This is a genomic window from Kitasatospora phosalacinea (assembly GCF_000716545.1).
GTDB classification, from domain to species: Bacteria; Actinomycetota; Actinomycetes; order Streptomycetales; family Streptomycetaceae; genus Kitasatospora; species Kitasatospora phosalacinea.
In genome coordinates this window covers 41,784-67,181 of sequence record NZ_JNWZ01000014.1, presented here as the reverse complement: position 1 = coordinate 67,181, position 25,398 = coordinate 41,784, and the positions used below count along the sequence as shown (strand labels likewise).

Genomic DNA, 25,398 nt, shown 5'->3' with positions numbered 1-25,398 from the left:
GTCCGGGCGCTACGGTACGGGCCCGGGCGGGCCCCGCCCGGGGCCGGAGGAGAGGAGCACGGGATGCGGCGGGCGACCGGAGCACTGCTGGGACTGGCGATCGGGGACGCCCTCGGCAAGCCCACCGAGTTCCTGAACCTCGACGAGATCCGGCTGCTCGCCCCCGACTGGCGACGGCTCCCGCTCCCCGAGGGGGCGGAGGTCACCGACGACACCCAGATGACGCTCGCGCTCGCCCGCGCCCTGCGCGACGCCCTCGCCGAGGGGCCGCTCGTCCCGGCGCGCTTCGAGCCGCCGCTGCGCGCGGAGTTCGTCGACTGGTGGCGCTCGCCGGACAACGACCGGGCGCCCGGCATGACCTGCCTGCGCTCCTGCTCCCGGCTCGCCACCGGCCTCCCCTGGCAGGACGCCAGCGACACCGGTTCCAAGGGCTGCGGCGCGAACATGCGGGTCGCCCCGCTCGGCCTGGTCCGCGAACTGACCGACCGCCAGGTGGCCGGCGCCGCCCAGCTGCAGTCCGGCCTCACCCACGGCCACCCCACCGCGCTCGCCGCCAGCGAGCTCACCGCGTTCACCGTCCGCTGGCTCGCCCAGGGCGCCGACCCGGCCGGGCTCCCCGCCCGGCTGCGCGCCCACGCGAACGAACAGCGCACCCGCTACGACGGTTCCTGGCTCGGCGACCTCGCCTCCCGGGACCACTTCGGCTCCCCGGAGGAGTTCATCGCCCGCGGCTGGGACGAGAGCCTGCGCGCCCTCGACCGGCTCGACGCCGCCCTCGCCGCCGCCGACCTCGAAGCCGACCCCTGCGAGCGCACCGGCGCGGGCTGGGTGGCCGAGGAGGCCTTCGCCAGTGCCCTGCTCTGCTTCCTCCTGCTGCCCGACGACCCGGTCGCCGCCGTCCGCCGCGCCGCCGTCTCCTCCGGCGACTCCGACTCCCTCGCCTGCCTGGCCGGCGCTTTCGCCGGCGCCAGGCACGGCGCGGACGCCTGGCCGCGGGAGTGGACGGAGCGCATCGAGTACCGCGAGGAGCTGCTGGCGCTCGGCGCGCTCTGGGACTGAGGGCCCGCGCCGGGCGGGGGCGGGCCCCCGACCGGCGATGCGTGCTCGCCCGCCGGAGGGTTCAGCGCCGGCGCAACCGCTCGCGCCCGTACGGCCCGGCGGGGACGGCGGGGACGGCGGCGGGGGGAACGGACCGGGGGCCGGCGGGGGCGGGGACGACCGTGGTGCGGGAGGCCGGGTAGCGGGCGGCCAGGGCCGCCCGGCCGTCCGGGGCGCCCGCGGCCACCAGGTCGTCGGCGACCTGGAGGACGACCTCGCGGCCCTCCACCAGCGCGCACCAGTCGGCGGGCAGGCCGGGCAGGCCGTGCACCGCGCCCACCAGGTTGCCGCACACCGCGCCGGTGGAGTCGCTGTCGCCGGAGTGGTTCACCGCCAGCACCAGGGCCGCGCGGGCGTCCCCGCCGGCCAGGGCCGCGTAGACGGCGACGGCCAGGCACTCCTCGGCGACCCAGCCGAGGCCGACCCGCTCCACCGCCTCCGCGCTGCCCGGGCCCTCCGCGGCGATCCGCACCGCCCGGCGCAGGGCGTCGGCGGTCTCCTGCCCCCAGTGCTGGGCGTCGAGCCGGGCCAGCACCGCGTCCAGCGCGGCGCGCAGCGGCACCCCGGCCGCGACGTGGGCGATCAGGGCCGCGAACGCGCCGGCCGCGAGGTAGCCGGTGGGGTGGCCGTGGGTCAGCTGCGCGGCCACCGCGGCCTGCTGGAAGGCCTGTTCGGGGTCGAGACCGGCCAGGCCGAACGGCGCCGAGCGCATCACCGCCCCGCAGCCCTTGGAGTCCGGGTTGACCGGGCCGTCCTGGCCGAACGGGGCGGCGGGCCGGTAGCCGGCGGCCACCCCGGTGGTGCAGGCGTTGCCCGGGGCCCGCGACGCGTACAGGAACTCCTGGGCGGCCAGCCAGCCGTCCGGGTCCCGGCCGGGCCCGGGCAGCCGCTGGGTGAGGAACCAGCGCCGGTACGCGGCGTGCAGGTCCTCCGGGCGGCCGCCGCGCAGCAGGCCCTCGGCGGTGAACAGGGTCATCTGGGTGTCGTCGGTGACCTGGCCGCCGCGGTCGGCGTCCGCCAGGTCGGTCAGGCCGTCCGGGCCGTACCTGGCGCGGATCCGCTCCAGGCGCTGGAACTCGACCGGCCAGCCCAGGGCGTCCCCCAGGGCCCCGCCGAGCAGCGAGCCGCGTACCCGTTGCGCGAAGTCCATCGGTGTCCCCCCTCTGTGGTGCGCCGACGGTCCGTCAGCGTTCGATGCGCCCCGAACCGCGGTGCAGGGAAGCCCGGTCGGCGGCGGCCCGGCCCTCGGCCCAGCCCTCGCCGTCGCTCACCCGCACCCGCTGCGAGACCAGTGTGGGGAACATTTCTCTCACAGCGTCGTCGACGGCCTCCGCCCGGGCCGCCAGTACGGGCAGCAGGCCGCCGGCGGGGACGGCCGGCAGTGGAGCGCCGTCCGGTCCCGCACCGTTCGTACGCCCCGCCGCGACCTCCTCGGTGGCCTGCTCGGTGGCCCGCTCGGTGGCCTCCGCCAGCCGCTCCCGGATCCGCGCCGCGTACGCCACCAGGAAGGACTGCCGGAACGCCTTGGTGCGGGCCGCGCCGTCCTTGTGCTTCCGGCTGCCCGCCCGGTGCATCGCCGCCGTGGCCTGCACCAGCAGCGAGGTGTACAGCAGTTCGACCGCGTCCAGGTCGGCGTCGAAGCCGATCACCGTGCAGAACCCGAACTCCTTCGCCCACACCACCCGGCACCGGTTCGCCGCCGCCACCGCGTCCAGCAGCATCGTCTTCGGGCCCTCGTACGGGTTGTCCACGCCGATCCGGACCGCCGCCGGATCGTCCGCCGACCGGCCGCCGCCCGCCGCGAGCAGCGCCTCGTCGATCGAGTGGCGGGCCATCAGCTCCTGCGCCTTCGCGGTCAGCGCCTCCGCCTCCTCCGGGAACCCGGTCGACTCGGCCTTCGCCAGCAGCGCCCGGATCCGGCCCAGCATCCGCGGCTCGTCCGCCCGCGGCGCCCCCGACCGGGGGGCGGCGGCCCGCCCGGGCGCCGGCCCCACCGGCTGGACGGGCGGCAGCAGCGCCCAGGCCCGCAGCAGCTCCAGCGCGGCCGTCGCCAGCGCGAACCGGTCCAGCCGGTGCCGGGCCGCGAACTCCGGCAGGTACGCCTCGTCGGACGGCCACCACGGGTGCGCGTCCAGCTCCCGCAACTGCTCCCGCCAGCGCCGGTCCAGCGCCGCCGCCGGGTGCCGCCGGCCCTCCGCCGCGATCAGGTCCGCCGCCAGCGCGACCTGCACCGGCCCCAGCTCCCGCCGCGCCACCCGCACCAGGTCGGCGGGCTGCCACCCGGCGGCCCAGCACCGGGCCACCGACCGCTCCGCCACCCCCAGCAGGGCCCGGCTCACCGCCGGCCACCGCTCGGTCGACGCCGCCAACGCGGACGCGGCCCCGTCCACCACGTACTCCAGCCCCCCGGCCGGCGCCCCCGCCACCCGGGCCACCGCCTCCGCCACCAGCTCGTCCACGGGCTGATCGGTGCTGGTCACGGCGCGTCCTGCTTCCTGCGGGGAACGGGGGAGGGAACGCCCTCCATGATGCCGGAGCGCGCGGGGCGGGCCCTCCGGCCGACGGTGGGGCGGCCACCGGTGGCCCGGGAGCGGCGGGCCCGGGCCGCGGGAGGTTCACCGCCGCCGCGCGGCCCGGTCGCCGGTCACCGCTCGATGACCTTGGCGAGGATCTCCGGCGTCCGTTCGACCAGCCCGCCCGAGGCCAGCCGGATCCCCAGCAGCGCCAGGGCCGCCCCGTACAGCACGCCGGCCGGCAGCACCGGCCAGGCCGGGTGGTGGCCCTGCAGCAGGAAGCCGAGCAGCGCCCCCACCGGCAGGCAGAGCACCGCCACGCCGACCATCGAGCCGAACGCGTTCGCCATCACCGCGCCGTTCTGCCCGGGCGCCGCGTTGCGCATCGGGTTGCCGTCGGCGGGCAGCGCGTACGGCGCCCGCACGCTGATCACGCAGCCCAGGCCGAGCGCGGCGCCGAGCACGGCCAGCGCCAGCCCGAGCGCCGGGAGCAGGCCGGCCCAGTCGCCGGTGAGGGCGGCCACCGGCGGACCGAACAGCAGCAGCACCGGCACCGCGTACAGCAGGATCGCCAGCACCCGACCGCGCAGCTCGTCCCGGGCGTCCCGGCGGGTGCCCAGGGTGGCGGCGATCATCCAGAACCCGGAGCCGTCCATCCCGAACAGGTTGCCGGACTGCAGGCCGAGCATCAGCCCGCCGATCGCGATCACGTACACCGTGTCCCAGCCCTGCACCACCGACAGCACCGAGAACACCGCCGTCATGCCGATGCCGGTGAACACCGCCGCCTTCGCCCGCGGCTCGCGCCAGGCGTAGCGCAGCTGCCGCTGGGCGACGGTGCCGACCCGGCCGGCCGGCAGCAGCCGCCACAGGCCCTCCGCCCGGGCGGAGGCGGCGGGCGAGGACTCCAGCAGCGTCGAGGAGTCGCCGCTGACCATCAGCTCCCGCAGGCTCCGCAGCCACCAGCGCAGCAGCACCACCAGCAGGGCCGCGGTCAGCAGCAACTGCCCGGCGGCGAGCGGGTAGGCGCCCTCGCCGGCCGAGCGCACCGCGTCGATCGCCGCCACCGGCGGGATCCACCGCACCACCGAGGCGTACGGGTGCAGCACCGACAGGTCGACGTCCCCGCCCGAGCCGTTCAGCGAGCTCTGCAGGCCGAGGTTGCCGGCCTGCGCCAGCACCGCGAACAGCAGGCCGCCGAAGATCGCGAAGTCCTTGCCGCGCCGGCTGGACAGCATCCGGGCGTTGCCCGCCCCGATCGCCCGGATCAGCGCCACCAGGGTCAGCAGGACCAGCGGCACCGCGACCACCGCCACCACCGCCGAGGCCGCGCCCCGCCCGGCCGCCACCGCGGCGCCGGTCAGCAGCAGCACGTTGACCAGCGGCCCGGGCCCGATCAGCCCGCCCAGCAGGGTGCCGCGCAGCAGCGCGGACGGCCGCAGCGGCAGCATGGTCAGCCTGGTCGGGTCGGCGCTCTCGTCGCTGGAGAAGAAGAACAGCGGCATCGCCGCCCAGGCCACGGTCAACCCGGTGACCAGCACCGCGGCCGCGTCGGCCGCGCCCTGGCGGCCGTGCAGCACGGCCAGCCCGATCGCCCCGCCCAGCCCGAACAGCAGCCCGACGACCAGACCGGCGACGTACCCGGCGGTCAGCCCGGGCGTGCGCCGCAGCCCGTTCAGCAGCAGCCGGACCTTGAGCGCGACCAGGGCCCGGACGACGGCGCGGTCGTCGGCGACGGCCGCGCTCACCGGTTGCCCCCGCCCAGCCAGTCGAGCGCCTGCCCGTCGTCCTCGCGGACGCCGACCAACCCGAGGAACGCCCGGTGCAGCGAGGTGCCGCCGCGGACCTCGTCGATCGGCCCGGCGGCGACCACCTTCCCCGCGTCGACCACGGCGACCCAGTCGCACAGCGACTCCACCAGCTCCATCACGTGGCTGGAGAACACCACGGTCGAGCCGGAGGCGGCGTACCTGGTCAGCACCCCGCGGATGGTCTGCGCGGAGACCGGGTCGACGCCCTCGAACGGCTCGTCCAGGAACAGCACGTCCGGGTTGTGCAGCAGCGCGGCGGCCAGGCCGATCTTCTTGCGCATGCCGGTGGAGTAGTCGGCGACCAGCTTGTCGGCGGAGCCGACCAGGTCGAGCACCGCCAGCAGCTCCTCGGCCCGCCGGTCGGTCTCGGGGCCGGCCAGGCCGCGCAACCGTCCGTTGAAGCGCAGCAGTTCGCGCCCGCTGAGCCGCTCGAACATCCGCAGGCCCTCGGGCAGGATGCCGATCCTGGCCTTGACCGCGGCCGGGTCCCGCCAGACGTCCTCGCCGTGCACCAGCACCGTGCCCAGGTCGGGCCGCAGCAGCCCGGTGACCATCGACAGGGTGGTGGTCTTGCCGGCCCCGTTCGGACCGACCAGGCCGATGAACGACCCGGCGGGCAGGTCCAGGCTCAGCCCGGCGACGGCGGTCTGCGCGCCGAAGCGCTTCCACAGGTCGCGGATCGAGACGGCGGGCGGCGGAGTGGTCGCCTCCATGGCGGGTGGTCTCCTTGTCGGGTCGGCCCGGGGGTCCTGTCCGGGCGGTCCTGTCCAGGCGGTCCTGTCCGGGGGTTCCCGTCCCGGGCTCCCGTCCGGAGGTTCCGGTCCGGGCGTCCCGAGGGGGCGGAGCGGCGGCCGGGTGCGTCCGGGGCGACCCTATGATCATTCCTTTGCCCGCACATCCCCCGTTCGGCGGTGTGCCGACCTTCCGGTCTTTCCCCCCGCCCCCGGCAACTACCCGGCCGCCCCGTTCGTCCTGCATCCTGGGAGCGCACGCGCACACGGGGAACGGGAGGTGGCCGCGGTGGCAGGTCAATGGGGGCCGCCGGCGCCGTACGGGCAGCAGCCCTGGCAGCCGGCGCCGACGCCGCAGTCCGCCATGCGGGCCGCCAACGCCGACCGCGAGCGCACCATCGACGTGCTGCGGGCCGCCTTCGCCGAGGGCCGGCTGACCGCCGCCGAGTACGAGCAGCGGATGGGCGCCGCCCACCAGGCCGCCACCTACGGGCAGTTGGCCGCCCTGGTGGCCGACCTGCCGTCCGGCCCGATGGTGCAGCCGTTCGGCGCGCCCGTCCCGGTGGTGCCGCCGACCTTCATGCCGCCCTTCGCGCCCTCGCCGCCCGCCCGCAACAACGGCCTGGCGGTGGCCTCCACGACGCTCGGCTGCCTGGCGCTGCCCGGAGCCGGCTTCGCCGCCGCCATCGCCGGGGCGGCCGGCCTGACCGCCCTCGGCCTCGGCGGCGCGGCCGCGGTGGTCACCGGACACCTGGCCCGCGCCCGGCTGCGCACCACCGGGGAGGACGGGGACGGCCTGGCGGTGTTCGGTCTGATCATGGGCTGGCTGTCGCTGGTCCTGCTGCTGTTCCTCCTCACGGCCATGGTGGGGAGCTGAGCCGGAGCGCCCCGCCCGGCCCGATCCCGTGCGGCGCCCGGAGGCGTGCCCGCCCGGGCGCGCCCCATTTGTTTTGACCGCCGCCTGTGCGCTAGGTACGCTCTGACCTTGTGCCTGGGGTGTGCCCGGGTCCTTGTGCGTGCCGCAGATCGGCCGCCGCAGCGGAGACTCCACCCGCTCGGTGTGTGCCGTAGCCGCAGCGCAGCTCATGGGATTCCGCGATTCTTCCCCCGAAGAAGGCCCAACACGCCCGACCGCGTGGGTCGGTGTGTGTGGGCCATACCGCAGGTTAGTTCCACCAAGCCTTGGCACACAGAAAACGGAGAAACGGTGCCTACGATCCAGCAGCTGGTCCGAAAGGGCCGGCAGGACAAGGTCGAGAAGAACAAGACGCCCGCACTGAAGGGTTCGCCCCAGCGTCGCGGCGTCTGCACGCGTGTGTACACGACCACCCCGAAGAAGCCGAACTCGGCTCTCCGCAAGGTCGCCCGTGTGCGCCTCACCAGCGGGATCGAGGTCACCGCTTACATTCCGGGCGAGGGCCACAACCTGCAGGAGCACTCCATCGTGCTGGTCCGCGGTGGCCGTGTGAAGGACCTTCCTGGTGTCCGCTACAAGATCATCCGCGGCTCGCTCGACACCCAGGGTGTCAAGAACCGCAAGCAGGCCCGCAGCCGCTACGGCGCCAAGAAGGAGAAGTAAGAATGCCTCGTAAGGGCCCCGCCCCGAAGCGCCCGGTCATCATCGACCCGGTCTACGGCTCCCCCCTGGTGACCTCGCTGGTCAACAAGATCCTGCTGCACGGCAAGCGCTCCACCGCCGAGCGGATCGTCTACGGCGCCCTCGAGGGCGTCCGCGAGAAGACCGGCGCCGACCCGGTGGTCGCGCTCAAGCGCGCCCTGGAGAACGTCAAGCCGACCCTCGAGGTCAAGTCCCGCCGCGTCGGTGGCGCCACCTACCAGGTGCCGGTCGAGGTCCGTCCGGGCCGCGCCAACACCCTGGCGCTGCGCTGGCTGGTCGGTTACTCCCGCGCCCGTCGCGAGAAGACCATGACCGAGCGTCTGCTCAACGAGATCCTCGACGCCAGCAACGGCCTGGGCGCTTCCGTGAAGCGTCGCGAGGACACCCACAAGATGGCCGAGTCGAACAAGGCCTTCGCGCACTACCGCTGGTAGTCCGAACCCCGTCACTAGACAGAGAGAGAACGAGCCACCATGGCTGCAACCTCCCTTGACCTCGCCAAGGTCCGCAACATCGGGATCATGGCGCACATCGACGCGGGCAAGACCACCACCACCGAGCGGATCCTGTTCTACACCGGTGTCTCGTACAAGATCGGTGAGGTCCACGACGGCGCTGCCACGATGGACTGGATGGAGCAGGAGCAGGAGCGCGGCATCACCATCACGTCGGCCGCGACGACCTGTCACTGGACCCTCGACGGCGTCGACAACACCATCAACATCATCGACACCCCGGGCCACGTCGACTTCACCGTCGAGGTGGAGCGCTCGCTGCGCGTGCTCGACGGTGGCGTGACGGTGTTCGACGGCGTCGCCGGTGTCGAGCCCCAGTCCGAGACCGTGTGGCGGCAGGCTGACCGCTACGGCGTCCCGCGCATCTGCTTCATCAACAAGCTGGACCGCACGGGCGCCAACTTCTTCTTCTGCGTGCAGACCATCGTGGACCGCCTCGGCGCCACCCCGCTGGTCATGCAGCTGCCGATCGGTGCCGAGGCCGACTTCACCGGCGTCGTCGACCTGGTGAAGATGAAGGCCCTGGTCTACTCGGCCGACGCGCCCAAGGGCGAGATGTACGACGTCGTCGACATCCCGGCCGACCTCGCCGAGCAGGCCGCGGAGTACCGCGAGGCCCTGATCGACACCGTGTCGAACATCAGCGACGAGGTGATGGAGCTCGCCCTGGAGGGCGAGGACATCCCCGAGGAGCTGCTGGTCGCCGCGATCCGCAAGGGCACGCTGAACTCGGACTTCACCCCGATCTTCTGCGGCTCGGCCTTCAAGAACAAGGGCGTCCAGCCCCTGCTCGACGCGGTTGTGAAGTACCTGCCGTCGCCCCTCGACATCGAGGGCATCGAGGGCACCAAGCCGAACAACCCCGACGAGAAGATCGTCCGCCAGGCCTCGGACGACGAGCCGCTCGCCGCGCTCGCGTTCAAGATCATGTCGGACCCGCACCTGGGCAAGCTCACCTTCGTCCGCGTGTACTCCGGCCGCCTGGAGTCCGGCACCTCGGTGCTGAACTCCGTCAAGGGCAAGAAGGAGCGCATCGGCAAGATCTACCGCATGCACGCGAACAAGCGTGAGGAGATCGACTCGGTGGGCGCCGGCGACATCATCGCCGTCATGGGCCTCAAGCAGACCACCACCGGTGAGACGCTGTCCGACGAGAAGAACCCGGTCATCCTGGAGTCCATGGACTTCCCGGCCCCGGTCATCCGCGTCGCGATCGAGCCCAAGTCCAAGGGCGACCAGGAGAAGCTGGGTGTCGCCATCCAGCGCCTGGCCGAGGAGGACCCGTCCTTCCAGGTCAACACCGACGAGGAGACCGGCCAGACGATCATCGCCGGCATGGGCGAGCTGCACCTCGAGGTGCTGGTCGACCGCATGCGCCGCGAGTTCAAGGTCGAGGCCAACGTCGGCAAGCCGCAGGTGGCGTACCGCGAGACGATCCGCAAGGCCGTCGAGCGCATCGACTACACGCACAAGAAGCAGACCGGTGGTTCCGGCCAGTTCGCGAAGATCCAGATCGCGATCGAGCCGCTGGAGTCCGGCGAGGGCTACGAGTTCGTGAACAAGGTCACCGGTGGCCGCGTTCCGAAGGAGTACATCCCCTCGGTCGACGCCGGCTGCCAGGAGGCCATGGAGTTCGGCGTGCTCGCCGGCTACCCGCTCCAGGGCGTCCGCGTCAGCCTGCTCGACGGTGCGTCGCACGACGTCGACTCGTCCGAGCTGGCGTTCAAGATCGCCGGTTCCATGGCGTTCAAGGAAGGTGCCAAGAAGGCGTCGCCGGCTCTGCTCGAGCCGATGATGGCCGTCGAGGTCACCACCCCCGAGGACTACATGGGCGACGTGATCGGCGACATCAACTCCCGCCGTGGCCAGATCCGGGCCATGGAGGAGCGTCACGGTGCCCGCGTCGTCAAGGCGCTGGTGCCGCTCTCCGAGATGTTCGGCTACGTCGGTGACCTGCGCAGCAAGACCTCTGGTCGCGCGAGCTACTCGATGCAGTTCGACTCGTACGCCGAGGTTCCGCGGAACGTGGCGGACGACATCATCGCCAAGGCCAAGGGCGAGTGACGTCCCGGTAATCGGGATGAATCAGACCCTTTAGGCTAGAAGGAGGGCACCCGGACGCAACCCGTCCGGGTTCCGCCCGGGAGCCCTCCGGCACCCCCACCCGCGGGACGGCTACGGGGCGCGACACCAGCGCCCCGTTACCAAAAACCCGATCCAGACCAACTGACGTCGTACGGCGTACAGAACTGTCCTCAGGAGGACTGCAGTGGCGAAGGCGAAGTTCGAGCGGACGAAGCCCCACGTCAACATCGGCACCATCGGTCACATCGACCACGGTAAGACCACGCTGACCGCGGCCATCACCAAGGTGCTGCACGACGCGTACCCGGACATCAACCCCTTCACGCCGTTCGACCAGATCGACAAGGCGCCGGAGGAGCGTCAGCGCGGTATCACCATCTCCATCGCGCACGTCGAGTACCAGACCGAGGCGCGTCACTACGCCCACGTCGACTGCCCGGGTCACGCCGACTACATCAAGAACATGATCACCGGTGCGGCCCAGATGGACGGTGCGATCCTCGTCGTCGCCGCCACCGACGGCCCGATGCCGCAGACCAAGGAGCACGTCCTCCTGGCCCGCCAGGTCGGCGTCCCCTACATCGTCGTCGCCCTGAACAAGGCCGACATGGTGGACGACGAGGAGATCCTGGAGCTCGTCGAGCTCGAGGTCCGCGAGCTCCTCTCCGAGTACGAGTTCCCGGGCGACGACCTGCCGGTCGTCCGCGTCTCGGCGCTGAAGGCGCTCGAGGGCGACAAGGAGTGGGGCGAGAAGCTCCTCGGCCTGATGCACGCCGTCGACGAGGCCATCCCGACCCCGGCCCGCCTCACCGACCAGCCGTTCCTGATGCCGATCGAGGACGTCTTCACGATCACCGGTCGTGGCACCGTCGTCACCGGCCGCATCGAGCGCGGCATCCTCAAGGTCAACGAGACCGTCGACATCATCGGCATCAAGACCACCAAGACCACCACCACGGTCACCGGTATCGAGATGTTCCGCAAGCTGCTCGACGAGGGCCAGGCGGGCGAGAACGTCGGTCTGCTGCTCCGCGGCATCAAGCGCGAGGACGTCGAGCGCGGCCAGGTCATCATCAAGCCGGGTTCGGTCACCCCGCACACCGACTTCGAGGCCCAGGCCTACATCCTGTCGAAGGACGAGGGTGGCCGTCACACCCCCTTCTTCAACAACTACCGTCCGCAGTTCTACTTCCGCACCACCGACGTGACCGGCGTCGTGACCCTCCCCGAGGGCACCGAGATGGTCATGCCGGGCGACAACACCGCCATGACCGTCGCGCTGATCCAGCCCGTCGCCATGGAGGAGGGCCTGAAGTTCGCCATCCGTGAGGGTGGCCGCACCGTCGGCGCCGGCCAGGTCACCAAGATCGTCAAGTAATCGCCGATCTGACCTCCGGTCAACTCCAGGGCCCGGCCCACTCCTTCGCGGGAGTGGGCCGGGCCCTCGGCGTTTCCCGGAACTTCCCGCCGCCGGCAGGTTTGGCGACCGCGCGCCGGGTGTGACGTGCACCCCAGCGGGTGAACCCGATTGGCGTATCGCCCGCGTCCTGTGGCAGGATGTCTGAGTTGCTCGGTTGAGTACCGATGCTGCGCGCCTCCCGCCGGGAGGACTGGAAGCGAGTCCCACGTACTCGTCGTTCCCGTGAATGGCCGTCCATGTGCCCACGTGTTGTGTGTGGGTGCAGTGGTGTGTAAGCGACACCGCGGCAGCTGCGGGGCGAAAGTACGGGAATCTTCCGGGAAGCGTGTGCGGGGTACCGACCCGGCTCCACCCCACCCCAGCAGTTCGAGACCGACGAGATCGTTTCGCCGGTCTTTTGCAAGCGCGAGTGCGACACGCCCGAGCGCGGGGGTCGGAGGGGGTCGTGTAGTAACGGACGACACAAAGGACTACGAAGTAGCCATGGCGGGACAGAAGATCCGCATCCGGCTCAAGGCCTACGACCACGAGGTCATCGACTCTTCGGCGAAGAAGATCGTCGAGACGGTGATCCGTACTGGTGCGCAGGTCGCGGGCCCGGTGCCGCTGCCCACTGAGAAGAACGTGTACTGCGTCATCCGCTCGCCGCACAAGTACAAGGACTCGCGCGAGCACTTCGAGATGCGCACTCACAAGCGTCTGATCGACATCCTCGACCCCACGCCGAAGACGGTTGACTCGCTGATGCGTCTCGACCTGCCGGCCGGCGTCGACATCGAGATCAAGCTCTGAGAGGCGCACCGAAGATGGCTAAGCAGATTAAGGGCATCCTGGGCGAGAAGCTCGGCATGACCCAGGTCTGGGACGAGAACAACCGGGTCGTCCCGGTGACCGTCGTCAAGGCTGGGCCCAATGTCGTGACCCAGGTCCACACCGCCGACAGCCCGGCCGGCTACGACGCCGTCCAGCTCGGCTTCGGCGAGATCGACCCCCGCAAGGTGAACAAGCCCCTCCAGGGCCACTTCGCCAAGGCCGGTGTCACCCCCCGCCGCCACCTGGTCGAGATCCGTACCGCGGACGCGTCCGAGTACACCCTGGGCCAGGAAGTCACCGCCGAGACCTTCGAGGCGGGTGTCAAGGTCGACGTGACCGGCACCTCCAAGGGCAAGGGCTTCGCCGGTGTCATGAAGCGTCACAACTTCAAGGGCCTCGGCGCCGGTCACGGCACCCAGCGCAAGCACCGCTCGCCCGGTTCCATCGGTGGCTGCGCCACCCCGGGCCGTGTGTTCAAGGGCCTGCGCATGGCGGGTCGGATGGGCCACGAGCGTGTGACCACCCAGAACCTGACCGTGCACGCGGTCGACGCGGAGAAGGGTCTGCTCCTCATCAAGGGCGCGATCCCGGGTCCGAACGGCGGCCTCGTCCTCGTCCGCACCGCGGCGAAGGGGCTGTGAAGGATATGAGCACCATTGACATCCTGTCGCCCTCCGGCGACAAGGCCGGCAGCCTGGAGCTGCCCGCCGAGATCTTCGACGCCAAGGTCAGCGTTCCGCTGATGCACCAGGTCGTCGTGGCGCAGCTCGCCGCGGCTCGCCAGGGCACCCACAAGGTCAAGCGTCGTGGCGAGGTCCGCGGTGGCGGCAAGAAGCCGTACCGCCAGAAGGGCACCGGCCGCGCCCGCCAGGGCTCGACCCGCGCGCCGCAGTTCGCCGGTGGTGGCGTCGTGCACGGTCCCGTGCCGCGCGACTACTCGCAGCGGACCCCGAAGAAGATGATCGCCGCCGCCCTGCGCAGCGCGCTCACCGACCGGGCCCGCCACGAGCGCATCCACGTCGTGACCGGCGTGACCGCGACCGAGGCTCCGTCGACCAAGGCCGCCAAGGTCCTGTTCGGCAAGATCTCCGAGCGCAAGAACCTCCTCCTGGTGGTCGAGCGCGAGGACGAGCTGGGCATCCTGTCCGCTCGCAACCTGCCGAACGTGCACATCCTGGACGCCGGCCAGCTGAACACCTACGACGTGCTCGTCTCCGACGATGTGGTCTTCACCCAGGCCGCCTTCGAGCGTTTCGTGGCCGGTCCGGCCACGTCCGCCGAGGCCGTTGCTGCTGAGGGCGAGCTCGAAGGGACTGCCGCCTGATGAGCGAGATCACCTCCAAGACGTTCACGGACCCCCGTGACGTCCTGATCAAGCCGGTCATCTCCGAGAAGAGCTACTCGCTCCTCGACGAGAACAAGTACACGTTCGTCGTGGCTCCCGGTGCCAACAAGACCCAGATCAAGCAGGCCGTCGAGGCGGTCTTCTCGGTCAAGGTCGAGGCCGTGAACACGCTGAACCGCCAGGGCAAGCGCAAGCGCTCCCGCACCGGTTTCGGCAAGCGCAAGGACACCAAGCGCGCGATCGTGACGCTGGCCGAGGGCAACCGCATCGACATCTTCGGTGGTCCGGTCGCCTGACCCTCGGGGTCAGGGACTGCGATCGTCGTAAAGGACGAGGACAGAAATGGGTATCCGCAAGTACAAGCCGACTACGCCGGGCCGTCGTGGCTCCAGCGTGGCCGACTTCGTCGAAATCACGCGGTCCACGCCGGAGAAGTCGCTGGTTCGCCCGCTGCACAGCAAGGGCGGCCGTAACAACGCCGGTCGTGTCACCGCTCGCCACCAGGGTGGCGGTCACAAGCGCGCCTACCGCGTGATCGACTTCCGTCGTCACGACAAGGACGGCGTGCCGGCCAAGGTCGCGCACATCGAGTACGACCCGAACCGCACCGCGCGCATCGCGCTCCTGCACTACGCGGACGGCGAGAAGCGCTACATCATCGCCCCCCGCGGCGTCGCGCAGGGTGACCGGATCGAGAACGGCGCCGGCGCCGACATCAAGCCGGGCAACAACCTGCCGCTGCGCAACATCCCGGTCGGTACCACCATCCACGCGGTGGAGCTCCGTCCCGGCGGTGGCGCCAAGATGGCCCGCTCCGCGGGTGCCGGCATCCAGCTGCTCGCCCGTGAGGGCCGCATGGCGCACCTGCGCATGCCCTCCGGCGAGATCCGCCTGGTCGACGCGCGCTGCCGCGCGACCGTCGGCGAGGTCGGCAACGCCGAGCAGTCGAACATCAACTGGGGCAAGGCCGGCCGTATGCGCTGGAAGGGCGTCCGCCCGACCGTGCGTGGTGTGGCCATGAACCCGATCGACCACCCGCACGGTGGTGGTGAGGGTAAGACCTCCGGTGGTCGCCACCCGGTCTCGCCGTGGGGCAAGCCCGAGGGCCGCACCCGTCGCCCGAACAAGGCGTCGGACAAGCTCATCGTGCGCCGCCGCAAGACCAACAAGAAGCGCTAGGAGCAGGTCAGATGCCGCGCAGTCTCAAGAAGGGCCCCTTCATCGACGACCACCTTCAGAAGAAGGTGGACGTGCAGAACGAGGCGGGCACGCAGAACGTCATCAAGACCTGGTCCCGTCGTTCCGTGATCTCCCCGGCCATGCTCGGCCACACGATCGCGGTTCACGATGGCCGCAAGCACGTCCCGGTGTTCGTCACCGAGTCGATGGTCGGCCACAAGCTCGGCGAGTTCGCTCCCACGCGCACCTTCAAGGGGCACGTGAAGGAAGACCGCAAGTCGAAGCGTCGCTAGTCGCGGCCCGCTTCCACGAGCTGTAGCGCCAGAACGACAAAGTGACTTACTCCATTAAGGGGACAACCATGGAAGCCAGGGCCCAGGCGCGGTACATCCGCGTCACGCCCATGAAGGCCCGCCGCGTGGTGGACCTCATCCGTGGCCTGCCGGCCACGGAGGCCCAGGCGGTCCTGCGTTTCGCTCCGCAGGCCGCCACCGTGCCGGTCGGCAAGGTGCTCAACAGCGCCATCGCCAACGCCGCGCACAACTACAACCACTCCAACGTGGACGACCTCTACATCTCCGAGGCGTACGTTGACGAGGGTCCGACCCTGAAGCGGTTCCGTCCGCGCGCCCAGGGCCGTGCCTACCGGATCCGCAAGCGGACCAGCCACATCACCGTGGTCGTCAGCAGCAAGGAAGGGACCCGGTAATGGGCCAGAAGGTTAACCCGCACGGGTTCCGCCTCGGCATCAGCACGGACTTCAAGTCCCGCTGGTACGCCGACAAGCTGTACAAGGACTACGTCAAGGAAGACGTCGCCATCCGTCGTCTCATGACGAAGGGCATGGAGCGCGCCGGCATCTCGAAGGTGGAGATCGAGCGCACCCGTGACCGCGTCCGCGTGGACATCCACACCGCCCGTCCCGGCATCGTGATCGGCCGCCGCGGCGCGGAGGCCGACAAGATCCGGGGCAACCTGGAGAAGCTGACCGGCAAGCAGGTCCAGCTGAACATCCTCGAGGTCAAGAACCCCGAGCTGGACGCCCAGCTCGTGGCTCAGGGCGTCGCGGAGCAGCTGTCCTCCCGCGTCTCCTTCCGTCGCGCCATGCGCAAGAGCATGCAGTCGACCATGAAGGCCGGCGCCAAGGGCATCAAGGTCCAGTGCTCCGGTCGTCTCGGCGGCGCCGAGATGAGCCGTTCGGAGTTCTACCGCGAGGGCCGTGTGCCGCTGCACACCCTGCGCGCGAACGTCGACTACGGCTTCTTCGAGGCCAAGACCACCTTCGGCCGCATCGGCGTGAAGGTCTGGATCTACAAGGGCGACGTCAAGAACATCGCCGAGGTCCGCGCTGAGAACGCCGCCGCCCGCTCCGGCAACCGCCCGGCCCGTCCCGAGGGCGGCCGTCCCGCCCGCGGCGGCGAGCGCGGTGGCCGTGGTGGCGAGCGCGGTGGCCGTGGCCGTCGTCCCGCCGCTGCCGAGGCCCAGGCCCCGGTCGCCGCGGCGGAGGCTCCGGCTGCCGCTGAGAACACCGGAACGGAGGCCTGACCGCAATGCTGATCCCCCGTCGGGTCAAGCACCGCAAGCAGCACCACCCGAAGCGCCGCGGCGCGGCCAAGGGTGGCACCGAGCTGGCGTTCGGCCAGTTCGGCATCCAGGCCGTGACCCCGGCCTACGTGACGAACCGCCAGATCGAGTCCGCTCGTATCGCGATCACCCGTCACATCCGTCGTGGCGGCAAGGTCTGGATCAACATCTACCCGGACCGCCCGCTCACCAAGAAGCCGGCCGAGACCCGCATGGGTTCCGGTAAGGGTTCGCCGGAGTGGTGGATCGCGAACGTGCACCCGGGTCGGGTCATGTTCGAACTGTCGTACCCGAACGAGAAGATTGCTCGCGAGGCGCTCACCCGTGCCGCGCACAAGCTTCCGATGAAGTGCCGGATCGTTCGGCGCGAGGACGGTGAGAGCTGATGTCGGCCGCTACCAAGGCTGCTGAGCTTCGCGAACTGGACAACGAGGGCCTCGTTGCCAAGCTCCGTGAGGCCAAGGAGGAGCTGTTCAACCTCCGCTTCCAGGCGGCGACCGGGCAGCTCGACAACCACGGACGGCTCCGGCTGGTCCGTAAGGACATCGCGCGGATCTACACCCTGATGCGCGAGCGCGAGCTGGGCATCGAGACGGTGGAGAACGCCTGATGACTGAGAACACCAACGAGACGCGCGGTTTCCGCAAGACCCGTGAGGGTCTCGTCGTCAGCGACAAGATGGACAAGACCGTCGTCGTCGCCGTCGAGGACCGCGTCAAGCACGCGCTGTACGGCAAGGTCATCCGCCGTACCAACAAGCTGAAGGCGCACGACGAGCAGAACGCGTGCGGTGTCGGCGACCGTGTCCTCCTGATGGAGACCCGGCCGCTGTCCGCGACGAAGCGCTGGCGCGTCGTCGAGATCCTCGAGAAGGCCAAGTAACAAGGTTGTTCGCGGTACGGCCGTATGTGCACCAGGCCCCCAGGGGCGCGGGTGTGAGCAGCGGCCGGCCCGTCAACACTTGTTGACGATCAGGAGAAAGCTGTGATCCAGCAGGAGTCGCGACTGCGCGTCGCCGACAACACGGGTGCCAAGGAGATTCTCTGCATCCGCGTTCTCGGTGGCTCCGGTCGCCGCTACGCCGGTATCGGGGACGTCATCGTCGCCACCGTCAAGGACGCGATCCCCGGCGGTTCGGTGAAGAAGGGCGACGTCGTCAAGTGCGTCGTCGTTCGCACCGTCAAGGAGCGCCGCCGTCCGGACGGTTCGTACATCCGCTTCGACGAGAACGCCGCGGTTGTTCTCAAGAACACCGATGGCGACCCCCGCGGTACCCGCATCTTCGGCCCGGTGGGCCGCGAGCTGCGCGACAAGAAGTTCATGAAGATCATCTCGCTGGCGCCGGAGGTGCTCTAACCCATGGCGAACAGCATGAAGATCAAGAAGGGTGACCTGGTCCAGGTCATCACCGGCAAGGACAAGGGCAAGCAGGGCAAGGTCATCCAGGCCATCCCCGCCGAGAACAAGGTCCTGGTCGAGGGTGTCAACCGGGTCAAGAAGCACACCAAGCCGGGCCCCGGCACCCAGGGTGGCATCGTGACCGTCGAGGCCCCGGTGCACGTCTCCAACGTCCAGCTGGTCGTGGAGAAGGACGGCAAGAAGGTCGTCACCCGCGTCGGCTACCGCTTTGACGACCAGGGCAACAAGATCCGCGTTGCCAAGCGGACCGGTGAGGACATCTGATGTCTGAGACGACTGTTGAGAAGGTGACCCCCCGCCTCAAGGAGAAGTACCTCTCCGAGGTCAAGGGTCAGCTGCACGAGCAGTTCTCGTACGAGAACGTCATGCTGATCCCCGGCCTGGTCAAGGTCGTGGTCAACATGGGTGTCGGCGAGGCCGCCCGTGACAGCAAGCTGATCGAGGGTGCCATCAAGGACCTGACCGCGATCACCGGTCAGAAGCCGGCCGTCACCAAGGCCCGCAAGTCCATCGCGCAGTTCAAGCTGCGCGAGGGCCAGCCGATCGGTGCCCACGTCACCCTCCGTGGTGACCGCATGTGGGAGTTCGTGGACCGTCTGGTGTCGCTGGCTCTGCCGCGTATCCGTGACTTCCGCGGCCTCTCGCCCAAGCAGTTCGACGGCCGTGGCAACTACACCTTCGGTCTGACCGAGCAGGTCATGTTCCACGAGATCGACCAGGACAAGGTCGACCGTCAGCGCGGTATGGACATCACCGTCGTGACCACCGCTCAGACCGACGATGAGGGCCGGGCGCTGCTGCGCGCTCTGGGCTTCCCGTTCAAGGAGGCGTGAGCCATGGCGAAGAAGGCCCTGATCGCTAAGTCCGAGCGCAAGCCGAAGTTCGGCGTCCGGGCGTACACCCGGTGCCAGCGCTGCGGCCGTCCGCACTCGGTGTACCGCAAGTTCGGCCTGTGCCGTGTGTGCCTCCGTGAGATGGCGCACCGCGGCGAGCTGCCGGGCGTGACCAAGAGCTCCTGGTAATCCGCTTCTTCCCGAAGAGGAAACCGGCTGTTCTGCCATAGGCGAGCTGTGTGCCCGACCTCGACGCTTTTGGGTTCCCGGAAGGGATCCCGTAAGGTGTTGGGGTCGGGCCCCTGCTGCGGCGTTCCACCGGAGCGTTCCGCGGCCCTCTTTCGAGGGTCCGCACACACCCAGTCTTACTACGTCGCAGGTCCCCTGCGCTTGTGCCCCTTTCGCACTCTTCCGAGTGCGCGGAGGGGGACCTGGCGCGGAGAAACCACGGCGGGAGAGGCCTGAGGCCACCCATGACCATGACCGACCCCATCGCAGACATGCTCACGCGTCTGCGTAACGCGAACTCGGCGTACCACGACTCCGTGGCGATGCCGGCCAGCAAGATCAAGGCGCACGTCGCCGAGATCCTGCAGCAGGAGGGGTACATCTCCTCCTACAAGGTTGAGGAGCCCACCGAGGGCGAGGTCGGCAAGAAGCTGACCATCGAGCTCAAGTTCGGCCCCAACCGCGAGCGTTCCATCGCCGGCATCAAGCGCATCAGCAAGCCGGGTCTGCGTGTGTACGCAAAGTCCACCAACCTGCCGAAGGTGCTCGGCGGCCTGGGCGTGGCGATCATCTCCACGTCCTCCGGCCTCCTGACCGACAAGCAGGCCGCCAAGAAGGGCGTAGGCGGAGAAGTTCTCGCCTACGTCTGGTAATTCGGGAAACGGAGGTACAGCAATGTCGCGCATTGGACGGCTGCCCATCCAGGTTCCCGCTGGTGTGGACGTCACCATCGACGGCCAGACGGTCACGGTGAAGGGCCCCAAGGGCTCGCTCACTCACGTCGTCGCCGCGCCGATCGAGATCGGCAAGGGCGAAGACGGCACTCTGGTCGTCACCCGCCCCAACGACGAGCGTCAGTCGAAGGCCCTGCACGGCCTGTCGCGCACGCTGGTGGCGAACATGATCACCGGCGTGACCGCGGGCTACCGCAAGTCGCTGGAGATCAGCGGCGTCGGCTACCGAGTCACGGCGAAGGGCTCCGACATGGAGTTCGCGCTGGGCTACAGCCACCCGATCCTGGTCACCGCGCCGGAGGGGATCTCCTTCGTCGTCGAGACGCCCACCAAGTTCCACGTGGACGGCACCGACAAGCAGAAGGTCGGCGAGATCGCCGCGAAGATCCGCAAGCTGCGCAAGCCCGACCCGTACAAGGCCAAGGGCGTCAAGTACGCGGGCGAGGTCATCCGCCGCAAGGTCGGAAAGAGTGGTAAGTAAGCGATGAGCGTCTCTGTCAAGATCGGCAAGGGCAACGCCTACAAGAACGCCGCCCGCAAGCGCCGCGCCATTCGCGTTCGCAAGCGCGTCGTCGGCACCGAGGTGCGTCCGCGCCTCGTCGTGACGCGTTCGAACCGCCACATGGTCGCCCAGGTCATCGACGACGCCAAGGGTCACACCCTGGCGTCGGCGTCCACCCTCGACGTGTCCATCAAGGGCACCGAGGGCGACAAGACCGAGCTGGCCAAGAAGGTCGGAAGCCTGGTCGCCGAGCGCGCCAAGGCCGCCGGCGTCGAGTCGGTCGTCTTCGACCGCGCGGGCAACCGGTACGCCGGCCGCATCGCCGCCCTGGCGGACGCGGCCCGCGAGTCCGGGCTCGACTTCTAAGCCGCTCGTCGACTCTGTCGGCGGACGTAAACGAGAGAGGTAATTCCAATGGCTGGACCCCAGCGCCGCGGTAGCGGCGCCGGCGGCGGCACCGGTGGCGAGCGGCGCGACCGCAAGCGGGACGACCGGGGCGGCGCCCCCGTCGCCGAGAAGACCGCTTACGTCGAGCGCGTCGTCGCGATCAACCGCGTCGCCAAGGTTGTCAAGGGTGGTCGTCGTTTCAGCTTCACCGCGCTGGTCGTGGTGGGCGACGGTGACGGCACCGTGGGTGTCGGTTACGGCAAGGCGAAGGAGGTTCCGGCCGCCATCGCCAAGGGTGTTGAGGAGGCCAAGAAGAACTTCTTCAAGGTCCCCCGTATCCAGGGCACCATCCCGCACCCGATCCAGGGCGAGAAGGCCGCCGGCGTCGTGCTGCTGAAGCCGGCGTCCCCCGGTACCGGCGTCATCGCCGGTGGCCCGGTGCGTGCCGTCCTCGAGTGCGCCGGCGTTCACGACATCCTGTCGAAGTCGCTCGGCTCGGACAACGCGATCAACATCGTGCACGCCACCGTGGCCGCTCTGAAGGGCCTCGTGCGCCCCGAGGAGATCGCCGCCCGTCGTGGCCTGCCCCTGGAGGACGTGGCCCCGGCCGCGCTGCTCCGGGCCCGTGCGGCTGGGGTGAGCGCCTGATGGCTCGCCTGAAGGTCACCCAGACCAAGTCGTACATCGGTAGCAAGCAGAACCACCGTGACACCCTCCGTTCGCTCGGCCTCAAGCGGCTGAACGACACCGTGGTGAAGGAGGACCGCCCGGAGATCCGCGGCATGGTCCACACCGTTCGCCACCTGGTCACGGTCGAGGAGGTGGACTGAAATGGCGGACAACTCCCCCATCAAGATCCACAACCTGCGTCCGGCGCCCGGCGCCAAGACCGACAAGATCCGCGTCGGTCGTGGTGAGGGCTCCAAGGGTAAGACCGCAGGTCGTGGTACCAAGGGCACCAAGGCCCGCTACCAGGTTCCGCAGCGCTTCGAGGGTGGCCAGATGCCCCTCCACATGCGCCTGCCGAAGCTGAAGGGCTTCAAGAACCCGGCCCACAAGCAGTTCCAGGTCGTGAACCTGGACCGCCTGGCCGAGCTCTACCCGAACGGTGGCGAGGTCACCGTGGCCGACCTGATCGAGAAGGGCGCCGTTCGCAAGAACGAGCTCGTCAAGGTCCTCGGCCAGGGCGACATCGCGGTGGCGCTGCAGGTGACGGTCGACGCCGTCTCCGGCTCCGCCGCCGAGAAGATCACCGCGGCCGGCGGTTCGGTCACCGAACTGCTCTGACGCGGTCGATCCGACGCACGGACAGACACCGGGCCCCGGCCCCTCTTGCGAAAGGGGGGCCGGGGCCCGGTGCCGTTGCCGCCCCTTGCACACGCTCGATTTGTGTGTCAAACCCGGGCAAGCCGTACCCCGTGAGTGGGGGAGCGGCCGCACGCGCTTCTGTCCGGGACCCGGGCACTGTTAGAGTCCGTGAAGTTCCCTTTCCCCACATCAGGACCGACCCTTCCGCCGACGACGCGCGGGAGGCGCAGGAGGCACCGTGCTCAGTGCGTTCGCGCGGGCGTTCCAGACGCCCGACCTGCGCAAGAAGCTGCTGTTCACGCTGGGCATCATGGTGCTGTTCCGGCTGGGCGCCCACGTTCCGATGCCCGGAATCAACTTCCAGGCCGTTCACGCGTGCGTGAAGGGCCAGAACCAGGGGTTGTTCGGGCTGGTCAACCTGTTCAGCGGCAACGCGCTGCTGCAACTGACCGTCTTCGCGCTCGGCATCATGCCGTACATCACGGCCAGCATCATCCTGCAACTCCTCACCGTGGTCATCCCGCGGTTGGAGGCCCTGAAGAAGGAGGGGCAGGCCGGAACCGCGAAGATCACGCAGTACACCCGGTACCTGACCATCGCCCTCGCCGTGCTGCAGGGCACCGGCATCCTGGCGACCGCGTCCAGCGGCGCCCTGTTCTCGGGCTGCCCCGAGGGCGGCAACATCGTGCCGGACCAGTCGATCTTCCGGATCGCCACCATGGTCATCATCATGACCGCGGGCACCACCGTGATCATGTGGCTGGGTGAGCTCATCACCGACCGCGGCATCGGCAACGGCATGTCCATCCTGATCTTCACCTCGATCGCGGCCGGCTTCCCCGGCTCGATGTGGGCGATCAAGGAGTCCGGCACGCTGCTGGACGGCTGGGGCGAGTTCGTCTCCGTCATCGCGGTCGGCATCATCGTGGTCTGCCTGGTCATCTTCGTCGAGCAGGCCCAGCGCCGGATCCCGGTGCAGTACGCGAAGCGGATGGTGGGCCGCCGGTCCTTCGGCGGCACCTCGACCTACATCCCGCTGAAGGTCAACCAGGCCGGCGTGATCCCGGTCATCTTCGCCTCCTCGCTGCTGTACATCCCCGCGCTGGTGGTGCAGTTGACCAACTCCCAGGCGGACTGGGCGGTCTGGATCAGGAACCACTTCGTCAAGGGCGACCACCCGGTCTACATGGCGACCTACTTCGTCCTGATCGTCTTCTTCGCCTTCTTCTACGTCGCGATCTCCTTCAACCCCGAAGAAGTCGCCGACAACATGAAGAAGTATGGTGGGTTCATCCCGGGCATCCGGGCCGGCCGACCGACGGCCGAGTACCTGAACTACGTGCTGACCCGCATCACGTGGCCGGGTTCCCTCTACCTGGGCCTCATCGCGCTGATCCCGATGGTCGCCCTGGTCGCCTTCGGGCAGCAGACCAACTTCCCGTTCGGCGGCACCTCCGTGCTCATCGTCGTCGGCGTCGGACTCGAAACTGTGAAGCAGATCGAGAGCCAACTCCAGCAGCGCAATTACGAAGGGTTCCTCCGCTGATGCGAATCGTCCTCGTCGGACCCCCCGGGGCCGGGAAGGGTACTCAGGCGCACGTCCTGGCCAAGACCCTGTCCATTCCCCACATCTCCACCGGTGACCTGTTCCGTGCCAACATCAGCCAGGGCACCCCGCTGGGTGTCGAGGCGAAGTCCTACATGGACGCCGGGCGCCTGGTGCCCGACGAGGTCACCATCGGGATGGCCAAGGACCGCATGCTCCAGCCGGACGCCGCGAAGGGCTTCCTGCTGGACGGCTTCCCGCGCAACCTGGGCCAGGCCGAGGCGCTCGACGCCTTCCTGGCCGAGCAGGGCATCGCGCTGGACGGCGTGCTGGACCTGGAGGTCTCCGAGGACGAGGTCGTCAAGCGGATCGCCGGCCGCCGGCTGTGCCGCAACGACGGCGCCCACGTGTTCCACGTGGTGTACAACCCGCCGAAGACCGAGGGCGTCTGCGACGAGTGCGGCGGTGAGCTGTACCAGCGCTCGGACGACACCGAGGAGGCCGTGCGGGTCCGGCTGGAGGAGTACCACTCCAAGACCGAGCCGATCATCGGCTACTACCAGGAGCAGGGCCTGCTGGTCACCATCCCCGCCCTCGGCAAGGTGGACGAGGTGACCGAGCGCGCGGTCGCCGCCCTGGAGCAGAAGAAGAACGCCTGACGCCACGACGCGTCGAGAGACGGCCGGGTAGCCCCGAAGCGGGCGGCCCGGCCGTCTCGTGCGTCGTACGGTGGAGGGCAGTCCGAGATTCAGAACGTGGAAGGCGTTGACCAGATGGTGGAGATCAAGACCCCCGAGCAGATCGCCAAGATGCGGGCGGCCGGGCTGGTCGTCGCCGAGGCGCTGAAGGCCTGCCGCGAGGCGGTCGCCCCGGGGGTGACCACCGGGGAGCTGAACGACATCGCCGACGCGGTCATCGCCAAGCACGGCGCCACCTCCAACTTCCGCGCCGACCACGGCGGTCTGTGGTTCCCGGGCGTGATCTGCGCCTCGGTCAACGAGGAGGTCGTGCACGGCATCCCCGGCGAGCGGGTGCTGAAGGCCGGCGACCTGATCTCGATCGACTGCGGGGCGATCCTGGACGGCTGGCACGGCGACGCGGCGATCACCGTCGCGGTCGGCGAGACCGCCGCCGAGAACGTGATGCTGTCGAAGGTCACCGAGGGCTCGATGTGGGCCGGCATCGCCCAGATGAAGAAGGGCAACCGGCTGGTCGACGTCTCCCGGTCGATCGAGGGCTTCATCCGCCGCCAGCCGCTGCCGCCGAAGGGCAAGTGGGGCATCACCGAGGGCTACGGCGGCCACGGCATCGGCACCGCGATGCACATGGAGCCGCACGTGCTGAACTACGTGGCCGGCCGCGGCAAGGGCATGAAGCTGGTCCCCGGCACCGTGCTGGCGATCGAGCCGATGGTCTCGCTCGGCACCCCGCACACCGAGGTGCTGGCGGACGACTGGACGGTCGTCACCACCGACGGGACGTGGGCCTCGCACTGGGAGCACTCGGTGGCCGTCACCGAGCAGGGCCCGCTGGTGCTGACCGCCTTCGACGGCGGTCGGGCCGAGCTGGCCAAGCTGGGCGTCACCGCGGCGCCGGACCCGCTGGGCTGAGCGCCCCCGGGCGCCCCGCGGGCTGAGGCACTTCTCTCACCGGGGCCGGATCGGGGCCCGGGGGTTTGGACCTCCGGGCCCCTTGTCCTATTTTCGTCAGCTGACACCCGCAGCAACCC

At 69.9% G+C, this 25,398-nt stretch carries 34 protein-coding genes; 30 read left to right on the top strand and 4 right to left on the bottom strand.

Features of this window, described 5'->3' with window-relative positions; translation table 11 throughout:
- The first annotated feature begins 63 nt into the window (after positions 1–63).
- On the top strand, positions 64–1,059 hold the full coding sequence (locus OO48_RS09150; RefSeq protein ID WP_033214046.1) for an ADP-ribosylglycohydrolase family protein: 996 nt from the start codon (positions 64–66) through the stop codon (positions 1,057–1,059).
- Positions 1,060–1,120: 61 nt separating this feature from the next.
- Here the strand turns inward: OO48_RS09150 and OO48_RS09145 are convergent, their stop codons facing one another.
- From OO48_RS09145 to OO48_RS09130, 4 genes are all read right to left on the bottom strand, one after another.
- Positions 1,121–2,248 (bottom strand): ADP-ribosylglycohydrolase family protein, encoded by a 1,128-nt coding sequence (locus OO48_RS09145; protein ID WP_063830643.1) that lies wholly within the window; start codon positions 2,246–2,248, stop codon positions 1,121–1,123.
- Between the two features lie 34 nt (positions 2,249–2,282).
- Positions 2,283–3,578: a DUF2786 domain-containing protein gene (locus OO48_RS09140; protein ID WP_033214044.1), complete on the bottom strand. Its 1,296-nt coding sequence runs from the start codon at positions 3,576–3,578 to the stop codon at positions 2,283–2,285.
- A 164-nt stretch (positions 3,579–3,742) separates the two neighbouring features.
- Complete coding sequence (locus OO48_RS09135; RefSeq protein ID WP_033214042.1) at positions 3,743–5,359, bottom strand: hypothetical protein; 1,617 nt, start codon at positions 5,357–5,359, stop codon at positions 3,743–3,745.
- The gene (locus OO48_RS09130) at positions 5,356–6,135 is read right to left on the bottom strand and encodes an ABC transporter ATP-binding protein (RefSeq protein ID WP_033214040.1); all 780 of its coding nucleotides are present in this window, start codon (positions 6,133–6,135) and stop codon (positions 5,356–5,358) included. Before OO48_RS09130 ends, OO48_RS09135 begins: the two co-directional genes overlap by 4 nt.
- A 307-nt stretch (positions 6,136–6,442) precedes the next feature.
- Between OO48_RS09130 and OO48_RS09125 the strand changes: the two genes are divergently transcribed.
- The 29 genes from OO48_RS09125 to map all read left to right on the top strand — a co-directional run bounded on the left by OO48_RS09125 (position 6,443) and on the right by map (position 25,279).
- Positions 6,443–7,030, top strand: coding sequence for a DUF1707 and DUF4190 domain-containing protein (locus tag OO48_RS09125; protein WP_245194568.1), 588 nt, complete (start codon positions 6,443–6,445; stop codon positions 7,028–7,030).
- Positions 7,031–7,360: 330 nt separating this feature from the next.
- Positions 7,361–7,732, top strand: a complete 372-nt coding sequence (gene rpsL / locus OO48_RS09120) for a 30S ribosomal protein S12 (protein ID WP_014144289.1) — start codon at positions 7,361–7,363, stop codon at positions 7,730–7,732.
- A 2-nt stretch (positions 7,733–7,734) separates the two neighbouring features.
- Positions 7,735–8,205, top strand: a complete 471-nt coding sequence (gene rpsG / locus OO48_RS09115) for a 30S ribosomal protein S7 (RefSeq protein WP_030457432.1) — start codon at positions 7,735–7,737, stop codon at positions 8,203–8,205.
- 39 nt (positions 8,206–8,244) lie between these two features.
- Positions 8,245–10,350 carry an elongation factor G gene (gene fusA, locus OO48_RS09110; protein ID WP_033214037.1) on the top strand — a complete coding sequence of 702 codons (2,106 nt, stop codon included), beginning with the start codon at positions 8,245–8,247 and terminating at the stop codon, positions 10,348–10,350.
- A 205-nt stretch (positions 10,351–10,555) separates the two neighbouring features.
- A complete protein-coding gene (tuf, locus tag OO48_RS09105) occupies positions 10,556–11,749 on the top strand; it encodes an elongation factor Tu (RefSeq protein WP_030457430.1) in 1,194 nt (397 codons plus the stop codon).
- Positions 11,750–12,274: 525 nt separating this feature from the next.
- Positions 12,275–12,583 (top strand): 30S ribosomal protein S10, encoded by a 309-nt coding sequence (rpsJ, locus tag OO48_RS09100; RefSeq protein ID WP_012785157.1) that lies wholly within the window; start codon positions 12,275–12,277, stop codon positions 12,581–12,583.
- 14 nt (positions 12,584–12,597) lie between these two features.
- Positions 12,598–13,245, top strand: coding sequence for a 50S ribosomal protein L3 (rplC, locus tag OO48_RS09095; protein ID WP_033214020.1), 648 nt, complete (start codon positions 12,598–12,600; stop codon positions 13,243–13,245).
- 5 nt (positions 13,246–13,250) lie between these two features.
- Positions 13,251–13,928: a 50S ribosomal protein L4 gene (gene rplD / locus OO48_RS09090; protein WP_033214019.1), complete on the top strand. Its 678-nt coding sequence runs from the start codon at positions 13,251–13,253 to the stop codon at positions 13,926–13,928.
- On the top strand, positions 13,928–14,245 hold the full coding sequence (gene rplW / locus OO48_RS09085; RefSeq protein WP_033214018.1) for a 50S ribosomal protein L23: 318 nt from the start codon (positions 13,928–13,930) through the stop codon (positions 14,243–14,245). Before rplD ends, rplW begins: the two co-directional genes overlap by 1 nt.
- Before the next feature lie 46 nt (positions 14,246–14,291).
- Complete coding sequence (rplB, locus tag OO48_RS09080) at positions 14,292–15,128, top strand: 50S ribosomal protein L2 (RefSeq protein ID WP_033214016.1); 837 nt, start codon at positions 14,292–14,294, stop codon at positions 15,126–15,128.
- A gap of 11 nt (positions 15,129–15,139) precedes the next feature.
- Positions 15,140–15,421, top strand: a complete 282-nt coding sequence (gene rpsS / locus OO48_RS09075) for a 30S ribosomal protein S19 (protein WP_014136283.1) — start codon at positions 15,140–15,142, stop codon at positions 15,419–15,421.
- 68 nt (positions 15,422–15,489) lie between these two features.
- Positions 15,490–15,837: a 50S ribosomal protein L22 gene (rplV, locus tag OO48_RS09070; RefSeq protein WP_014136282.1), complete on the top strand. Its 348-nt coding sequence runs from the start codon at positions 15,490–15,492 to the stop codon at positions 15,835–15,837.
- Positions 15,837–16,673, top strand: coding sequence for a 30S ribosomal protein S3 (rpsC, locus tag OO48_RS09065; RefSeq protein ID WP_033214004.1), 837 nt, complete (start codon positions 15,837–15,839; stop codon positions 16,671–16,673). Before rplV ends, rpsC begins: the two co-directional genes overlap by 1 nt.
- A gap of 5 nt (positions 16,674–16,678) precedes the next feature.
- Positions 16,679–17,098, top strand: a complete 420-nt coding sequence (gene rplP / locus OO48_RS09060) for a 50S ribosomal protein L16 (protein ID WP_030457415.1) — start codon at positions 16,679–16,681, stop codon at positions 17,096–17,098.
- Positions 17,098–17,322: a 50S ribosomal protein L29 gene (gene rpmC, locus OO48_RS09055; protein ID WP_014136279.1), complete on the top strand. Its 225-nt coding sequence runs from the start codon at positions 17,098–17,100 to the stop codon at positions 17,320–17,322. The genes rplP and rpmC overlap by 1 nt, the downstream gene beginning before the upstream one ends.
- Positions 17,322–17,594, top strand: coding sequence for a 30S ribosomal protein S17 (gene rpsQ, locus OO48_RS09050; RefSeq protein WP_014136278.1), 273 nt, complete (start codon positions 17,322–17,324; stop codon positions 17,592–17,594). The genes rpmC and rpsQ overlap by 1 nt, the downstream gene beginning before the upstream one ends.
- A gap of 102 nt (positions 17,595–17,696) precedes the next feature.
- On the top strand, positions 17,697–18,068 hold the full coding sequence (gene rplN, locus OO48_RS09045; RefSeq protein ID WP_030300391.1) for a 50S ribosomal protein L14: 372 nt from the start codon (positions 17,697–17,699) through the stop codon (positions 18,066–18,068).
- Positions 18,069–18,083: 15 nt separating this feature from the next.
- Complete coding sequence (gene rplX, locus OO48_RS09040) at positions 18,084–18,395, top strand: 50S ribosomal protein L24 (protein WP_033214113.1); 312 nt, start codon at positions 18,084–18,086, stop codon at positions 18,393–18,395.
- Entirely contained in the window at positions 18,395–18,964 is a 570-nt protein-coding gene (gene rplE, locus OO48_RS09035; RefSeq protein ID WP_030457412.1) for a 50S ribosomal protein L5, read from the top strand. The genes rplX and rplE overlap by 1 nt, the downstream gene beginning before the upstream one ends.
- A gap of 3 nt (positions 18,965–18,967) precedes the next feature.
- Positions 18,968–19,153: a type Z 30S ribosomal protein S14 gene (locus OO48_RS09030; RefSeq protein ID WP_008747480.1), complete on the top strand. Its 186-nt coding sequence runs from the start codon at positions 18,968–18,970 to the stop codon at positions 19,151–19,153.
- A gap of 284 nt (positions 19,154–19,437) precedes the next feature.
- On the top strand, positions 19,438–19,845 hold the full coding sequence (gene rpsH, locus OO48_RS09025) for a 30S ribosomal protein S8 (protein ID WP_033213994.1): 408 nt from the start codon (positions 19,438–19,440) through the stop codon (positions 19,843–19,845).
- A gap of 22 nt (positions 19,846–19,867) precedes the next feature.
- Positions 19,868–20,407 (top strand): 50S ribosomal protein L6, encoded by a 540-nt coding sequence (rplF, locus tag OO48_RS09020; RefSeq protein ID WP_033213992.1) that lies wholly within the window; start codon positions 19,868–19,870, stop codon positions 20,405–20,407.
- Positions 20,408–20,410: 3 nt separating this feature from the next.
- On the top strand, positions 20,411–20,794 hold the full coding sequence (rplR, locus tag OO48_RS09015) for a 50S ribosomal protein L18 (protein WP_014136272.1): 384 nt from the start codon (positions 20,411–20,413) through the stop codon (positions 20,792–20,794).
- A 48-nt stretch (positions 20,795–20,842) separates the two neighbouring features.
- The gene (gene rpsE, locus OO48_RS09010) at positions 20,843–21,463 is read left to right on the top strand and encodes a 30S ribosomal protein S5 (RefSeq protein ID WP_014136271.1); all 621 of its coding nucleotides are present in this window, start codon (positions 20,843–20,845) and stop codon (positions 21,461–21,463) included.
- The gene (rpmD, locus tag OO48_RS09005) at positions 21,463–21,645 is read left to right on the top strand and encodes a 50S ribosomal protein L30 (protein ID WP_014136270.1); all 183 of its coding nucleotides are present in this window, start codon (positions 21,463–21,465) and stop codon (positions 21,643–21,645) included. The genes rpsE and rpmD overlap by 1 nt, the downstream gene beginning before the upstream one ends.
- A 1-nt stretch (position 21,646) precedes the next feature.
- Positions 21,647–22,102: a 50S ribosomal protein L15 gene (rplO, locus tag OO48_RS09000; protein ID WP_033213990.1), complete on the top strand. Its 456-nt coding sequence runs from the start codon at positions 21,647–21,649 to the stop codon at positions 22,100–22,102.
- Positions 22,103–22,361: 259 nt separating this feature from the next.
- Positions 22,362–23,669, top strand: coding sequence for a preprotein translocase subunit SecY (gene secY, locus OO48_RS08995; RefSeq protein ID WP_033213988.1), 1,308 nt, complete (start codon positions 22,362–22,364; stop codon positions 23,667–23,669).
- The gene (locus OO48_RS08990; RefSeq protein WP_033213986.1) at positions 23,669–24,328 is read left to right on the top strand and encodes an adenylate kinase; all 660 of its coding nucleotides are present in this window, start codon (positions 23,669–23,671) and stop codon (positions 24,326–24,328) included. The genes secY and OO48_RS08990 overlap by 1 nt, the downstream gene beginning before the upstream one ends.
- Positions 24,329–24,442: 114 nt before the next feature.
- A complete protein-coding gene (gene map / locus OO48_RS08985; RefSeq protein ID WP_033213985.1) occupies positions 24,443–25,279 on the top strand; it encodes a type I methionyl aminopeptidase in 837 nt (278 codons plus the stop codon).
- Positions 25,280–25,398 lie beyond the last annotated feature (119 nt).